Source organism: Roseibaca sp. Y0-43 (genome assembly GCF_020667835.1).
In the GTDB taxonomy this organism is placed as follows: Bacteria; Pseudomonadota; Alphaproteobacteria; order Rhodobacterales; family Rhodobacteraceae; genus Roseinatronobacter.
This window is the reverse complement of sequence record NZ_JAFMPR010000002.1, coordinates 316,623-331,467: the sequence shown is the minus strand read 5'-3', so window position 1 is coordinate 331,467 and position 14,845 is coordinate 316,623. Positions and strand designations below refer to the sequence as shown.

The 14,845-nt window shown below is 63.5% G+C and carries 12 protein-coding genes; 4 read left to right on the top strand and 8 right to left on the bottom strand.

Annotated elements, in window-relative coordinates:
* Positions 1-319: 319 nt before the first annotated feature.
* The 5 genes from J1C52_RS03895 to J1C52_RS15080 form a co-directional block, all read right to left on the bottom strand.
* Positions 320-2,305 carry an alpha/beta hydrolase gene (locus J1C52_RS03895; protein WP_227426611.1) on the bottom strand — a complete coding sequence of 662 codons (1,986 nt, stop codon included), beginning with the start codon at positions 2,303-2,305 and terminating at the stop codon, positions 320-322.
* A gap of 179 nt (positions 2,306-2,484) precedes the next feature.
* The gene (locus tag J1C52_RS03890) at positions 2,485-3,276 is read right to left on the bottom strand and encodes an SH3 domain-containing protein (protein ID WP_227426610.1); all 792 of its coding nucleotides are present in this window, start codon (positions 3,274-3,276) and stop codon (positions 2,485-2,487) included.
* A 436-nt stretch (positions 3,277-3,712) separates the two neighbouring features.
* A complete protein-coding gene (locus J1C52_RS03885; RefSeq protein ID WP_227426609.1) occupies positions 3,713-4,006 on the bottom strand; it encodes a hypothetical protein in 294 nt (97 codons plus the stop codon).
* Positions 4,007-4,082: 76 nt separating this feature from the next.
* A complete protein-coding gene (locus tag J1C52_RS15085; RefSeq protein WP_370633223.1) occupies positions 4,083-4,670 on the bottom strand; it encodes a serine hydrolase domain-containing protein in 588 nt (195 codons plus the stop codon).
* Entirely contained in the window at positions 4,603-5,319 is a 717-nt protein-coding gene (locus J1C52_RS15080) for a serine hydrolase domain-containing protein (RefSeq protein WP_255618365.1), read from the bottom strand. The genes J1C52_RS15085 and J1C52_RS15080 overlap by 68 nt, the downstream gene beginning before the upstream one ends.
* A gap of 341 nt (positions 5,320-5,660) precedes the next feature.
* Here J1C52_RS15080 and J1C52_RS03875 point away from each other — a divergent pair, with 341 nt between their 5' ends.
* The gene (locus tag J1C52_RS03875) at positions 5,661-6,641 is read left to right on the top strand and encodes a helix-turn-helix domain-containing protein (protein ID WP_227426608.1); all 981 of its coding nucleotides are present in this window, start codon (positions 5,661-5,663) and stop codon (positions 6,639-6,641) included.
* Positions 6,642-6,934: 293 nt separating this feature from the next.
* Positions 6,935-7,930 carry a tRNA dihydrouridine(20/20a) synthase DusA gene (dusA, locus tag J1C52_RS03870; protein ID WP_227426607.1) on the top strand — a complete coding sequence of 332 codons (996 nt, stop codon included), beginning with the start codon at positions 6,935-6,937 and terminating at the stop codon, positions 7,928-7,930.
* On the opposite strand, the gene J1C52_RS03865 is transcribed toward dusA, so the two are convergent.
* Positions 7,927-9,150 (bottom strand): lytic murein transglycosylase, encoded by a 1,224-nt coding sequence (locus J1C52_RS03865; protein ID WP_227426606.1) that lies wholly within the window; start codon positions 9,148-9,150, stop codon positions 7,927-7,929. The two genes, dusA and J1C52_RS03865, sit on opposite strands and share 4 nt — an antisense overlap.
* Before the next feature lie 120 nt (positions 9,151-9,270).
* On the opposite strand from J1C52_RS03865, the gene J1C52_RS03860 reads away from it, so the two are divergent.
* Positions 9,271-10,509, top strand: coding sequence for a lytic murein transglycosylase (locus J1C52_RS03860; RefSeq protein ID WP_227426605.1), 1,239 nt, complete (start codon positions 9,271-9,273; stop codon positions 10,507-10,509).
* On the opposite strand, the gene J1C52_RS03855 is transcribed toward J1C52_RS03860, so the two are convergent.
* Positions 10,506-11,261, bottom strand: coding sequence for a DUF3592 domain-containing protein (locus tag J1C52_RS03855; RefSeq protein WP_227426604.1), 756 nt, complete (start codon positions 11,259-11,261; stop codon positions 10,506-10,508). The two genes, J1C52_RS03860 and J1C52_RS03855, sit on opposite strands and share 4 nt — an antisense overlap.
* A 65-nt stretch (positions 11,262-11,326) precedes the next feature.
* Here J1C52_RS03855 and J1C52_RS03850 point away from each other — a divergent pair, with 65 nt between their 5' ends.
* Positions 11,327-14,227 carry a valine--tRNA ligase gene (locus tag J1C52_RS03850; RefSeq protein WP_227426603.1) on the top strand — a complete coding sequence of 967 codons (2,901 nt, stop codon included), beginning with the start codon at positions 11,327-11,329 and terminating at the stop codon, positions 14,225-14,227.
* Here the strand turns inward: J1C52_RS03850 and J1C52_RS03845 are convergent.
* Complete coding sequence (locus J1C52_RS03845; RefSeq protein ID WP_227426602.1) at positions 14,224-14,814, bottom strand: MarR family winged helix-turn-helix transcriptional regulator; 591 nt, start codon at positions 14,812-14,814, stop codon at positions 14,224-14,226. The genes J1C52_RS03850 and J1C52_RS03845 overlap by 4 nt on opposite strands.
* Between the last annotated feature and the right edge of the window lie 31 nt (positions 14,815-14,845).

The window sequence follows — 14,845 nt, the reverse complement described above, 5'->3', positions numbered from 1 at the left end:
TTGTCCGGGACGTGATGGAAAAGTTAGTTCAAAGACAGAGGCAACCGTTGCTTTATCCCGACCCTGTCATGTCTGACCAGTAGAGCAAGCTGCGGTCTTGCGGAAACCATCGAGGTCAGCAATCTTTACACTGCGTCACTTGGCCCGGCACACTACTGCGTCTGACCAAGCATCGCCCACACCAAAAGTCTTGCTTTGTAGGGTTAAATCACACAGGGAAACGTGGTGCATGGTTCACTTTTACACCGCACATGGCCCACATCGCTCGGTGGCGCGAAAGCTCTAGGCATAGGGGACAGAAGGATCTCGACATGCTTGCTCATTCGTCTGACCCTGCCTGATCGACCCATTCCGCGATGTGAAAGGGCGGAATGACACCCGTCTGACAGGTTTCAGGATCGAAGCGCCGGTTCGGGTTGCCCGTGAAGGACACCGCCATGTCGCGCACGCATTTCGAATAAAGGACCGCACCGTGGCCCGCCTCTGGAAAAGCGAAGGCTTGCGCGTTGCTCAGCCCGCGGGTGGCCTCGATGGCCCAGTTGAACGATGTCTGTGTGTCCCAAGTCCCGCCAAGGCTCAGCGTAGGGATGTCGCTTTCAACGACTTCCTGGAACCTTTCGCGCGGAAACTGGTCGAACATCGGGCAGACGCCAAGAAGCAAAAGGCCCGCATTGCTGGTCCAGATCGCGCCGAGTTGCGGGTAGTCCAGCGCCGCCGTGGTTGCCTGATAACCCTCCATCGAATTGAACGGAACGTCCTCTTGACAGGCATAGATCCAGAGATCGGTCGTGGTGACGAATTTGAAAACCGTCGTCTCCAGTGATCGTGCGGCGGATTCGAAGAAGCTCGCGATTTCGGCGTCGCTCATCGCGTCCACCAAGGCCAGCAGCCGGGCGGCGGTCGGGCCTTCATAGGTTTCCGCGATGAAGCCGACCAAAGGCGCGCGCGCTCTTTGCCCGGAGATCAGCGCCGCAACATCGTTTGCGAACGCGGCCACACGTTCCCGGTCGGCAAAGTTCGCGCCGCTTGCACGGGACAATTCGCCATCAAGAATACCCGCAAGGGGCGTGTAATCGCGTTCGCGCCGCAGGGCATCACGGAGCGCCCGGATGGTGGTCTGCAACTCTTGGTCCGTATCGCGGACGCGCTCTGCCTGCGCGATCGCCAGTTCGAGCAGCGTCTCGCTTTCGCCGCTCGTGACCTGCGCGGCCCCGCGCAGATCGGCGACCCTGTCCCTTGGCAGCACCCAACCGCCGTTGCTAAGCCGATCAAGCGTCGGTGTCGCGACATCCGGGTCTTCCACCATCCGCGCGAATTCGTAGATCATGGCGGGCATGAAGGGGGTGATGCTCGGATTTCCGATGCGGCTGCCATCCGCGCGCTGCGCGAACATGTCGAGCACCACCTCGGGGCCAAGCACTGTGCCGCTGGCCCCGTGCACCAGTCGCCCTTCGGCGGCGGCATCGAGTGTATCTGTCAGCATCTGCCCCAAATCGGGATAGGCGGAAGCACAGTCCTTGTCGGCGGCGCAGTCTTCGACAAGACGCACGATGGAGTCATTCATCGGAACGGCCAGCGTGTTATAGAGCGGCAGCCACGGCGGTGCCACGCCATCGAGGACGACGGACCGCACCCCCTCCGGCGCGCTGCGCATCACCTCCAGCGCAAGTTTCGAACCGTAGGAAATGCCGATGATATTGTAGTTGTCATAACCGAGCGTCCCTATGACGATCGGCACGTCGCGGGCATTCTGAAGCGTATTGTAGTGCTGAAGCGTGATGCCGGAATTACGCAGTTCCGCGACACAGGCCGACACTTCTGCCTGCCCGGCACTCAGCGTCAAGACCGAGCGGATATTCTCGTTGATGACACCGGAACAGGCCGCGTCGCCGGTGGACAGACCGGCTGCGCGTTGATCGAAGGTGATGACGTCGCGCGTCTGCCGCCAACCGTCGAAATACTGCGCCAATCCCGCGATGCCGTTCATGTTGCCCATTCCCGGACCGCCATGGAGATACAGAAGCGGGTCCGGCTCTGGCACTTCGGAATGCGATTTCATCACGGTGAACAGAAGCTCTAACCGCCTGCCTTCCGGCGCATCGTGGTCCTCGGGAACACTGACCGTGCCGCAGATAAGGGTTTCCCCCTCGATTTCACCGATGCCGATGGGCTGAGGACAGGCCTTGATCGCGACGGGCGCGGAGGCATCATGGCCGCCCGTGGCCACAGCACCGAAATGCTGCTCGGGGTCGACAGGGTCTCCGGTCAGTGCGGCCAATACCGCGATGATCTCTGCAAAGTCCAAGGCTCTTCTCCCTTGCGATCCAACGGCATTCGCGCGGGTCGGCATCCCTTCGTTTCTCGGGTCAGTCCGGTTGACGAGCCGAGCGGAGCTTTCCTGTCATCCTTCCAACGGCGTAGGCAAATGAGCTGCGAAGCCTACCGTGGAAAGGGTGCGCGATCCACTCGCGCACCCCGTCGACGCTACTGAAGATAGCGGGCGTTGACCCAGCCGCGCTCTCTCATGTCGGTCATCATCTCGATCTCGCAACACTGCGCGCCGCTGACGTTCTGGCAGGTCAACACGCGGACACTGTCCCCGTTGCCCAACGCACCAATGACGCGGTTTGCCGTTCCGGGTCCGCTGCGCACATTCAGCAGATCATTTGCGGCAACACCTGTCACGCGCATGACAGAACCGGCGTTCGAAGGCGGCGGGCTCACGGCCGCCCCTTCATTCGTCAAGGACATGATGCCAGCGGTGGTGCCATCGCGATAGGCGATGCAGCGCCATGGGGCACGCTGCGGACCTACTCCAACGATGACCTCGGTGCCGGCTTCCGAGAACATGGACCTCAGTACGGATGCATCCGAGTTGTTCGTAACCTGCGTGACATCACGAAGGCAGGCTCGCTCTGCGGCCGCAACCAGCGGGTCGCCACCGCTACCGGCCGTTCCAGAGCCGGCGGGCGGTATTGCCGGTTGTTGCGGCGCGGCAGCTTCGCGCAGGTATTCGCCCGCCGCCCAGCCCGTCACGCCGCCCCCCATTTGCGCGACTTCGCACCAGCGACGCCCCTCGTTCATCCGGCACCCGAGGTTCTGGACGACCGTGCCGCGCAACAGGCCCATCCGGCCCGGCGCGCTTGTCGAAGGCGCGGTGCGGATGTTGAGGCTGCCGCTCACGCCGGTCACTTCCCAGTAATCCGGGCCTCCGGTTAGACCATCGGCAAAGTCCTGTGCCGCACCAGCCGCGCCATCGATCCGGATATCCAGCATGTAGGTCGTGGTTTCGCCGCGCCGCGTTGCGATTGATAAAGACCTGCACCATATAGTCGCCGCTTGTGGGCAAAACGCCATCATAGCTGAGACCGCTTGTCGCCGCGACATACATCGCCGCGCTGCGTCCGGGCGCGTCTCCCGGAGCGAAGATGTTGAAATAGGTCGATGGGTTGGACGTGGTCATGATGACAACCATGCGCTGCCCGGCGGCGGCACCCAGCAGGTACTGGATGCTCTGTTCGCCCTGAAGGCTGCCGCGGATGGTCGTACCGCTCTGGCCGGCGGGGAACTGAACGCGCTCGGTCACGGCCTGTTGGGCCACGGCTGCCCCTGCAAACAGCAGCGCCGAGATAAACGCTAATCGGTGTAATAGTCTCATGCTGATCCTCTGGGTCTAGGTGGTAAATGACGCTGCGCAGATTCGGTTGAGCGCTCAGCAATTGCTGGCGGGCACCATGGTCACCGACTCGTATCTCCCGTTCGACGTGACGATGCGCGCGCAGCTTCCGGTGCCTTGATTGAACCAAAAGGCGGTCAGCCCCTCGGTCCGCGCCAGCTGATAGCCTCGGGCCTGCAAACCGCCTTCGGCCTGACCGGCGCGTGCGCCCTGAAAGGCCGAAAGATCATCGGAGGGCATGGTCGGTGCCGATGCCGGTATCGTGGTTTCGATGCAGCCGGTCATGCCGAATAGTGCAAGCACCAAAAGGCCGGTTTTCAGGTTGGTCATGATGGGTCTCCTCTCTTCTTTCCACGGTGTTCAGATTGTTTGCGGTCCGGCGCCGCGCTCCGCGACCTTCGAAGGGTCATTCCGGTATCGCCCCCGCGCTTTTGAGAATGTTCGAGACAGCTATCGCGGCGGTTCCCGAAAGGCTTCTTGCGGAATTTGCCCATGCGACGATGGCTATGTTTTCGCCGGGAAAATATGCCGTATCGGACAAGAAACCGAGCGTCTGCCCACCATGCCCCCAAAGCCCCGGATTGATCTCTATCAGGCCTAGTCCGTATCGCGGGATGACGGGCGATCCGGTCGGCACGGTTTCCTGCATCACGTCGAACGTGGAACGGTCGCGAAAAAGCCGTCCCTCAAGCAGCGCGGAAACAAAGAGCGTCATATCGTGAGCGGTTGAAATCACGGCGCCGGCCGCCCAGCCCTGGGACATGTTCCAGCCCGTCGCGTCTATCTCGAAAGGTGGTGCGAAATATGATCGGGGAAGCCCAAAATGCGGCCGCGGCACGTCGCTCCAGAAGAACGTGTGGGACATGCCGAGCGGCCCGAAGATGCGCTCCTCGAAAACGCTTTCCAGCGGCTTGCCCGTGATCCGCTCAATGATCTGGCCCATGAGGACATAGCCGGTGTTGCTGTAGGACCAGGCGCCTTCCGCGCCGGGCACGAAATAGGGCTGCCGGTGTACAAGTGCGAACTCGACCAGATCTTCGGGCGTGTAGCCAGCGCTCATCATGGCGCTGTCCGAGACGGCACCCTCCATCAGCCCGGGCGTGCCGTTGGGGGGCATTATCGGTATAGCTGAAGACGCCGGCCGTGTGGTTCGCCAGTTGCCGCAGCGTGATGACATCACCGTTCGGCAGGGCCGACGCCGTTTCCGCAAGATGCGTCGAGAGAAGGTCGTCAATCGACAGTGCACCTTCTTCGTGCAGTTGCAACAGCACCGTCGCCGTCATCATCTTGGTGGCGCTGCCGACCTGAAAGGGCGTTTCACAGGAAATTGGTTCATCGCTACCGGGTGCCGCGACGCCGGTTGCGCGAACATAGCGCCAATCCGGGCCGATTACCGAAAGCACTGCTGCAGAGCCATACCCCCGCAACGAACTCAGGGGCGCGTCGGGATCGACCAGCGACACGAGGAAGCCGTCGAGCGCCTTGGCAAGCGGCGCGGGGGCAGTCGTGCCTTCCGCGCAGGGGGCAAAGCCGGACCCCTGCGCGAACACGTTCGTCGTCACGAGGCAAAAAGCGAGAACGCATACCGATGACCAATTGTTGGTGGTGCGGCGGGGCACTCGGCGGAAATTCAACACCGGCATGGACGTTTCCTTGCCGCTGGATCGGCCAAAACGGTGCCGGTCCTCGCGCATATCAATCGGGTGCCCTTGGCGCTACTGAGCATGGTTTGCCGATCCCTCTTCGCTATAACCCCGTGCCCTGAAGCATGACGTAGGACGCGAGCGCATGCTCGTGACGCGATGACGGCCTGCGCAAGCTTTGTCCGTGAAATACAGTCTTAAATCACACTGAACCTGCTCAGGATTCGTCAGAAATCTGCGTCTCGCAATCCAGATCGCGAACGGGTAGTATCCAGATTGCGCGCGTTTTGAGGGTATCGGTGCCATAAAGGGGTTTACTCGCCAACGGACTGGATTGGGCCGTGACACACAGAAATGCAGCGGAAGGCACTCAAGAGAGGATCGTCGGGATAGCCACCGAATATCTTAGCCGCCATTACGATCAGGACACCCCTCCCGCCTTGGCCGCGCAGGCCGCCGGTGTGGGGGTCCGGGCACTGCAAAAAGCTTTTCGCGAGTGTCTCGACACAACGCCTGGGGCTTGGTTGCTCCAGTTGCGTCTGCGGCGCGCACGCGCGGCGCTTCTTGCGGCCGATGATGGAACCAGCGTGACATCGGTCGCCCATGACAACGGGCTGGACCATCTTGGCCGCTTTGCGCGGCATTACGGCGAAGCATTCGGAGAAGCTCCCTCCGAAACGTTGAAGGCGTCCTTGAAACTTCGGGCCGCACAGAAAAGGGGCACGCATCCTGCGATCTCGACAGGGTCGGGGCAGGGGACTGCGGCGGGACATGGACATCCTCGCCCTTCGTCCGACAAGAAGGCGATGGTCAGCATCGAATGTGGCCAGATTATCGTCGAAAGCTCTGACATTTTCGCGGCTTTCGACAGGGTGCATGACATCCTGAGAAGACGCCAGCATTACAAGCGAGGCGCTGTCATCCTGAAAAGAGGACTTGAAGGCAGCGCGCTGGTTTACTCGCATTACCGCGGTGGCATGGATGATGCGCGCTTTCGCGTGGATATGAACCGCGTGAATTCGGTTCTTACTTCGGCCAGAGGCATCGTGCATTCGGTTCTTCAAAAGGGCGATTCACGCATTGAGAACGATCTGGATCTTGTGACGGATTACGCAGCGCTCGACGCCTCGACCCGCTCCGAACTGTGCGTTCCCCTCATTATTGGGGGCGACGTCGTCGGCGCGATCAATTTCGAGAGTGACATCAAGAATGCCTTCGACCTGCACGATGTGGCACTCGCTTCCGCTCTCTCTTTCGCGACCGTCGGACAACTGGAGACGGAACGCCGCAGTGGCGGGCTTGGTTTGTCAGGCTTCATTTGAGGTTCTGCACCGGGTTGGGCTGTTGACAGCAAGCTGTCTTTGTACTGAGCTTTATACAGCCGGAACCGAAGCCCTTCGGGTTTATGCGGCGCTTGGAACACGGCGATGCAGACTGACCGGGGCTCTCAAAGGCGGTCGCTGCCGTCGATCGGTTCAACTTTACACGAAACCGGTCTAGCCGCGGCCGTTTGCCCGTCTTTGCACTGGGCAGGGTGGCAGACCGCTAATCATGTGGGTATATGTTACGCTCGATAGGTCCGCCCCGATACAGTTGGGCCCTAGGAGATCTCTGAATGCCATGCACCGCGACCAACAAGGCCGCGCGCCTGTCCGTTGCGCCCATGATGGATTGGACCGACCGGCATTGCCGGTTTTTTCACCGCCAGATCAGCGGGCAGGCGTTGCTTTACACCGAAATGGTGACGGCCCCCGCCTTGGTGCGCGGCGGGGCGTTGCACCTGCTGGCACATGATCCGCGCGAGCATCCGGTGGCGTTGCAGCTTGGCGGATCGGACCCGGCAGAGTTGGCGCAGGCCGCGCGGCTGGGGCATGAGGCGGGCTATCCCGAGATCAACCTCAATTGCGGCTGCCCGTCCGACCGCGTGCAATCGGGCAGTTTCGGTGCGGTGTTGATGGAGCGGCCCGAACTGGTGGCCGAGATTTGCGCGGCCATGATCGCGGCCAGCCCGGCAGAGGTCACTGTGAAATGCCGTATCGGCGTCGACGACCAAGTACCTGCCGAGATCCTGCCGCGCTTTCTGGCCGCGATCCGCGACGCGGGCGTGCGGCGCGTGACGATCCATGCGCGCAAGGCGTGGCTGCAAGGGCTAAGCCCCAAGGAAAACCGCGATATTCCCCCGCTCGATTACCCGCTGGTCATGGCGATGAAGGCGAAATTTCCCGACATGCACATCTCGCTCAATGGCGGGATAGACGATCTGGACAGCGTGATCGGGCTGCTGGACACGGGGCTGGACGGCGTGATGGTGGGCCGCGCCGCCTATCATCGCCCGTGGGATATTCTGGCCCAGGCCGATGCGCGCGTCTTTGGGCTGGCGCAACCTGCGCAGACCCGTGCCGATGTGGTCGCGAATATGCTGCCCTATATCGAGGCGCAGATGACCCAAGGCGCCCGCCTGGCGCAGATCACCCGGCACATGCTGGGGCTGTTCGCAGGCCAGCCCGGCGCGCGGCAGTGGCGGCGCGTGCTGTCCGAGAACGCGCACAAGCCCGGCGCGGGGCCGGACTTGCTGGAACAGGCGCTTGGCGCTGTGGCGCAAGCCGCCTAGCGGCGCAGCCGCGCCAGCAGATCGGCGTTGATATAGCCATCGGGCGGCAGGCCATTGGCCTTTTGCCACGCCTGCACTGCGGCCACCGTGGCAGGCCCGTGCCGCCCGTCCACGCCCGCCGTGTCATAGCCTTGCGCGTTCAGGATGCGCTGCACCTCTATGCGTTCGTCCAAGGTCAAGGCGCGGTCACTGCGCGGCCATAGCCCGCGCAAGCCACCCGCGCCCGCCAGCCGGTCGGACAAATGCCCCACGGCCAGCACATAGGCGTCAGAGATATTGTATTCCTTCAGCACATCGTAATTGCCATAGGCCAGAAAAGCCGGACCGCGCGCGCCGCCGGGCAGAAGCAGCCGGGCAGGGGCTTGCGACAGCGCGCCGCGCACCGCCGTCACGCCCAAGGATGACCAGTCGCTGCGCCGCTGCCCGGTCAGCCCAAGGTCGAACCCCGAGGGCAGAACCACCTCTTGCGCCCAAGGCTGGCCGCGCGTCCAGCCTCGTTTGGCCAGGTAATTGGCGGCACTTGCCAGCGCATCGGCGGGGTTGTCGGACCAGACATCGGCCACGCCGCTGCCCGACAAGGGCACCGCGTAGGTCAGGTAGCTGGTTGGCATGAATTGCGTGTGCCCGAAGGCACCCGCCCAAGACCCGGTAAAGCGGGCAGGCGTGACCTTGCCCAGTTGCACCATGCGCAAGGCCGCGATCAGTTCGCCCTCGAAGAACGCGGCGCGCCGCCCGTCCTTGGCCAAGGTGGCAAGAGTCGCCAGAATGGGCGTGTTGCCCCGGTTCGCGCCGTAAGATGTCTCTACGCCCCAGATAGCCGCCACGATTTCGGGTGGCACGCCGAAACGCGCCTCTATCTGCGTCAGGGTCTGCGCGTGGCGTGTCATGGCTGCGCGTCCGGCCTGAATGCGCTGCGACGTGACGGCGCTATCCATGTAATCCCACACCCGCGCGCCGAATTCGCTTTGGCGGCTGTCCAGCGCCACCGTCTCTGGCAACAGGCGCAGATGCGGGCGCGCGGTGTCGAGCGTGGTTTGCGTGATGCCTGCGGCGCGCGCGCGCGTCTCGAACCCCGTGCGCCACACCTCGAAAGACCCGGCGGGCAGGGCGGGCGCGGCAGCGGGGGCGGGGCGCGGCAAGGGGCGCGCCGAGCGTTCCACATTGGCGGCCACGCAAGCGGGCAAAAGGGCAAGGATCAGGAATGGGATCAGGACGCGCATGTAACCTCCAGCTGCGTGACGTGACCTTAGCGGCATCCTGCCGATTAACCAAGGCACGCTTAACAATGCCGCGGTTTTCCGCTAGGTTGTTTCAAAACAGAAAACAAGCAGAGCAGTCCCATGATCGTGACCCGCCGGGTTCTTCTTGCTGGTGCCGCCAGCCTCTCGCTTTCCGCCTGTATGGGCGGGGGTATCCGTGCCACCACGCCGCGCCCGGCCAGCAGCCCCATGCGGCCAGAACCGAACGCCGCGTTCGATGCGTGGCTGGATGGCTACGCGGCCCGTGCGCGCGCCGCTGGCATTGCGCCGCAAGTGGTGGACCGCGCACTTGGCGGGGCCGGGTTCTTGCCCGATGTCATCGCGCGCGACCGCCGCCAGACGGAATTCACCCGCACGCTGGAGGATTACCTGAACATCGCCGCCTCGCCCGAGCGGATCGCGGCGGGCCGCGCGGCTTTGGCCCGCGAAGGCGCAACCCTGCGCGCAATCGAGGGGCGTTACGGCGTGCCCGCCGAAATCCTGACCGCCATCTGGGGGCTGGAATCGCGCTATGGCACCGAAAAGGGCGACATTCCCGCCATCTCTGCGCTGGCGACGCTGGCCTTTGACGGGCGGCGCGGCGAATTTTTCGAAAGCCAGTTGACCGCCGCCCTGCGCATCCTGGAACGCGGCGACACCACTTACGCCAATCTGCGCGGGTCTTGGGCGGGGGCGATGGGGCATACGCAATTCATCCCGACCACCTATCAGGCCTATGCGGTCGATTTCACCGGCGACGGGCGGCGCGACATCTGGGCGGATGACCCGACCGACGCGCTGGCGAGTGCGGCCAATTACCTGTCGCGCATGGGCTGGCAGACGGGCCAGCCTTGGGGGCAAGAGGTGTTCTTGCCCGCAGGCTTCAACACCGGGCTGGCCGGGCGCGGGTCCACGCGCAGCGATTGGGCGGGCATGGGGGTGCGCGCGGCCAGCGGGTCTCTGTCAGGCGCCCCGGCCTCGCTTATCCTGCCCGACGGGCCGAACGGGCCGGCCTTTCTGGTTTACCGCAATTTCAGCGTGATCCTGCGCTACAACAATTCCGAACTTTACGGCCTTGGCATTGGGCACCTGTCGGACCGTCTGCGCGGGGGCGGGCCGATCCAAGGCACTTTCCAGCCTGATGCGAATGGCTTGCGGCTGGGCGACCGGCAGGAATTGCAACGCCTGCTGACGCGCGCGGGGTTCGACACCCAAGGCGATGACGGCGTGATCGGCCCCAATTCCGAAGCCGCGATCCGGGCCTATCAGGCCGCGCGTGGTATGCCGGTCACGGGCCGCCCGTCGCGCGCGCTGTTGGAAGGGTTGCGGCGCGGCGCTTAAAGCTGCTTCTGCCACCAGCCGCGCCCGCTGAGCGGGTCTATATAGACGACGATCACATCGCCGGGGGCAAGGCCAAGGGCAAGGTTGGGTGACGCGGGCAAGGAGTGCCCGCTTTCGCCTGCCGCGTCTTGCCAGATGACCCGGTAGCGCGCCGCTTTGTTGACGGTGTGGCGCAGCTTGCGAATGTCGCTGACGCGGGCTTCGCGCACCTCTCCGTGAAGCAGCGCGCGCCGGGCAGAGGCCATACGCCCCCAACCCCAGACCGCGCCCCCCAGCGCCATAAGCAGCCCGATCGCCCCCGCAAGGCCGAAAAACACAACTCCGAACATGTCGCGCTTGGGGTCGAGCGTGTTGCGCTCGGGCTGGTTCCAGACATAGGTCACGGGCAGGAAATCGCCCTCGGCCACGCCAAGGTAGACGCCCCGGTCCACGCGCTGGCGCGTGGTGATGGTCTGGGTGTACCCTTCGGGGCGAAAGCGATGGGTCAGGTAATAGCTCAGCTGCGCATCGCCGTCGGAATCCTGCTGCCGGACGACCTCTTTGGCGATGACCTGTGTTTCGCCCTGCACGCCGTCCCGCTGCAAGGCGCGGTACTCGGCAAGCGTTGTCAGCGCGCCATGGGTGAACAGCAGCCCGAACACCAAAGGCGCAAGCAGCCACACAAGGCCAAGCCGCCAGATCAGGCGCGGATAGGACAGGGGTTTGCGCTGCATCATCGGCGACAGTTTTGCGCAGGCGCGCGCAAAAGCCAAGCGGGGCTTTCCCTTGGCGCGTCCCGGCGCTAAACACGCAGCCAAACCGGACTAGGGGTGTTTCGATGGGCATGGACAAGACATTCGACGCGAAAGCCGCCGAGGCGCGCATTACCGCCAAGTGGCTCGATGCCAAGGCCTTTGCCGCAGGTGCCAACAAATCGCGTGACGACAGCTTCTGCATCATGCTGCCGCCGCCCAACGTGACGGGTGCTTTACATGTGGGTCACGCCTTTAACCATACGCTGATGGATATTCTGGTGCGCTGGCACCGGATGCGTGGCTTCGACACGCTCTGGCAGCCGGGGCAGGACCATGCGGGCATCGCCACACAACTACAGGTTGAAAAAAAGCTGCTGGCCGAAGAGGGCAAGCGCCGCGCCGATCTGGGGCGCGAAGCGTTTCTGGAAAAGGTTTGGGAGTGGAAGGGCCAATATGGCCAGACGATCATCGACCAGATGAAGCGGCTGGGCAATTCCTGCGACTGGGACCGCAACGCCTTTACCATGTCGGGCGCGCCGAATGCGCCAGAGGGCAACGAGGGCAATTTCCACGACGCCGTCATCAAGGTCTTTGTGGACATGTATAACAAGGGGCTGATCTATCGCGGCAAGCGGTTGGTCAACTGGGATCCGCATTTCGAGACGGCGATCTCCGATCTAGAGGTCGAGAATATCGAGGTCGACGGCCATATGTGGCACTTCAAATACCCGCTCGCGGGTGGGGCCACCTATCGCTATGTCGAAAAGGACGAGGACGGTAATGTCATCCTCGACGAGGAGCGCGACTACATCTCCATCGCCACGACGCGGCCCGAAACCATGCTGGGCGATGGCGCGGTCGCGGTCCACCCATCGGATGAACGTTACGCGCCAATCATCGGAAAACTATGTGAAATCCCGGTCGGCCCGAAAGAGCACCGCCGGTTGATCCCGATCATCACCGACAGCTACCCGGACCCGAATTTCGGATCGGGCGCGGTCAAGATCACCGGCGCGCATGACGCCAATGACTACGGCGTGGCCAAGCGCGCGGGCATTCCGATGTATCGCCTGATGGATACGAAAGCGCAGATGCGCGCGGATGGCGCGGCCTATGCCGAGGCGGCGACGGTTGCCGGGGCGGTGGCGCGGGGCGAGCGCACGCTGACCGAGGCCGAGGCGGACGCGCTGAACCTTGTCCCCGACCACCTGCGCGGCCTTGACCGCTATGAGGCGCGCCGCGCCGTGGTGGCAGAAATCACGTCTGAAGGGCTGGCCGTGATGACCCGCGCGGATGATCCGCGTTTGGGCCGCAAGCTGGGCGAGGAGGATGACCCGGCAGCGCAGGTGCCCTTGGTCGAGGCGAAGAAGATCATGCAACCCTTTGGCGACAGGTCGAAAGTGGTCATTGAACCCATGCTGACCGACCAATGGTTTGTCGATGCCGGCAAGGTCGTCGGCCCCGCGCTGGACGCCGTGCGCGACGGGCGCACCAAGATCGTGCCGGAATCGGGCGAGAAGACCTATTTCCACTGGCTGGAGAATATCGAGCCGTGGTGCATTTCCCGCCAGCTTTGGTGGGGGCATCAGATTCCGGTGTGGTATGACGACGAAGGCGGCATGTATTGCGCGCCGTCAGAGGCCGAGGCTCAGGCGATGGTGCCGGGCAAGTCGCTCACCCGCGACCCTGACGTGCTCGACACATGGTTCTCGTCCGGCCTTTGGCCCATCGGGACGCTGGGCTGGCCGGAAGCGACCGAGGAATACAAGCGCTATTTCCCGACAAGCGTTCTTATCACCGGGCAAGACATCCTGTTCTTCTGGGTCGCGCGCATGATGATGATGCAGCTTGCCGTTGTGAACGAGGTGCCGTTCCACGATGTCTACCTGCATGGCCTTGTGCGCGACGCCAAGGGCAAGAAAATGTCCAAGACGCTGGGCAATGTGGTCGACCCGCTGGAAATTATCGACGAATACGGGGCAGATGCGCTGCGCTTCACCAATGCCGCCATGGCCAGCCTTGGGGGTGTATTGAAGCTGGATACCGCGCGCATCGCGGGCTATCGCAACTTTACCACCAAGCTGTGGAATGCTTGCCGCTTTGCCGAGATGAACGGCGTTTGGGACGGGCACGAAACCCAAAGCACCCCGCCGCAAGCGCTTGCGACCGTGAACCGCTGGATTATCTCTGAAACCGCCAAGGTGCGCGAGGCGGTGGATGCAGCACTTGCCGAATACCGCTTCAACGACGCGGCAAGCGCGCTTTACGGCTTTGTCTGGGGCAAGGTCTGCGATTGGTATGTCGAATTCGCCAAGCCCCTGTTCGATGGCGATGACGCCGCCGAGACGCGGGCGACCATGGCTTGGGTTCTGGACCAGTGCATGATCCTGCTGCACCCGATCATGCCCTTCATCACCGAAGAGCTTTGGGATCTGACCGGCACCCGCGCGAAACTGTGCTGCCACGCCGATTGGCCAGACTACGGGGCCGATCTGGTCGATGACGCTGCCTTGCGCGAGATGAATTGGGTCATCGGCCTGATCGAGAGCATCCGCTCGGCCCGCGCGCAATTGCGTGTGCCGGTGGGTCTGAAGCTGAACATGGTGCAGCTTGATCTGGACGAGGCAGGCCGCGCGGCGCTTTCGCGCAACATGGCGCTGGTCATGCGGCTGGCGCGGATCGCCTCGCTCGAGGAGGTCGCGGACCTGCCAAAAGGGTCCATCACGGTGGCGGTGGAAGGGGGCAGCTTCGGCCTGCCGCTGGAAGGCGTGATCGACATTGCCGCCGAACGCGCGCGTCTGGAGAAAACGCTCGCCAAGGCCGAGAAAGAGCGCGCAGGCATCGAGGGCCGCTTGAAGAACCCGAAATTCGTGGCCAGCGCCCCGGAAGAGGTGGTGGCAGAGGCCCGCGAGAATTCGGCCCTGCTGGCCGATGAAATCGCCCGCCTGTCAGAGGCGGTCACGCGCCTGCGCGAGCTGGGTTAAGCCTTGTCCGCCCCGGCCGCGGGGCGGAAATCGACACAAAACGCCGCCATATCGGGCGCGGCCAGCAGCGTTTGCGTGCAATGGCAATAGGCCTGCGCGCCGCTTGTGTCGCAATGGTTGCAATCCGAACAGGTGCCGAAGACCGGCGCGCCGCGCGCTGTGGCCAGTTCGGTCACGGCATGGCGCACGGTGCGGGCAAGTGTGGCCTGTTCGGCTTGCGGCAGGGCGGCAAGCACCTTGCGCAGGCTGCCCAGCGGGTCTTGGGCCAGCATGTCATGCCCGGCCTTGGTGACTTCCATCTTGGCACTGCGGCGGTCGCGGTCATCGGCATGGCGCGCAAGCAAGCCCATATCCACCAGCGCGCGCACCGTTTGCGAGGCGGTGCCGCGGGTGGTCGCGTGGAATTCTGAGAAAGCCGAGGGCGTGCGCGACACGGGGTTCGCGCGCGCGAAATAGCGCAGCGCCGTCCATTGTGCCGCCGTCAGCGGGCTGTTCGCGGCACTTTGCGCCAGGCGTGACAGATGCACCAGCAGATCGGCCAGATCGCTGGGCAGGTCGGCAGAGAGAGGGGCGTCGCCTTGCGTCATGCGCTCTGAGGTAATCCGGTCGCTTCGCGTT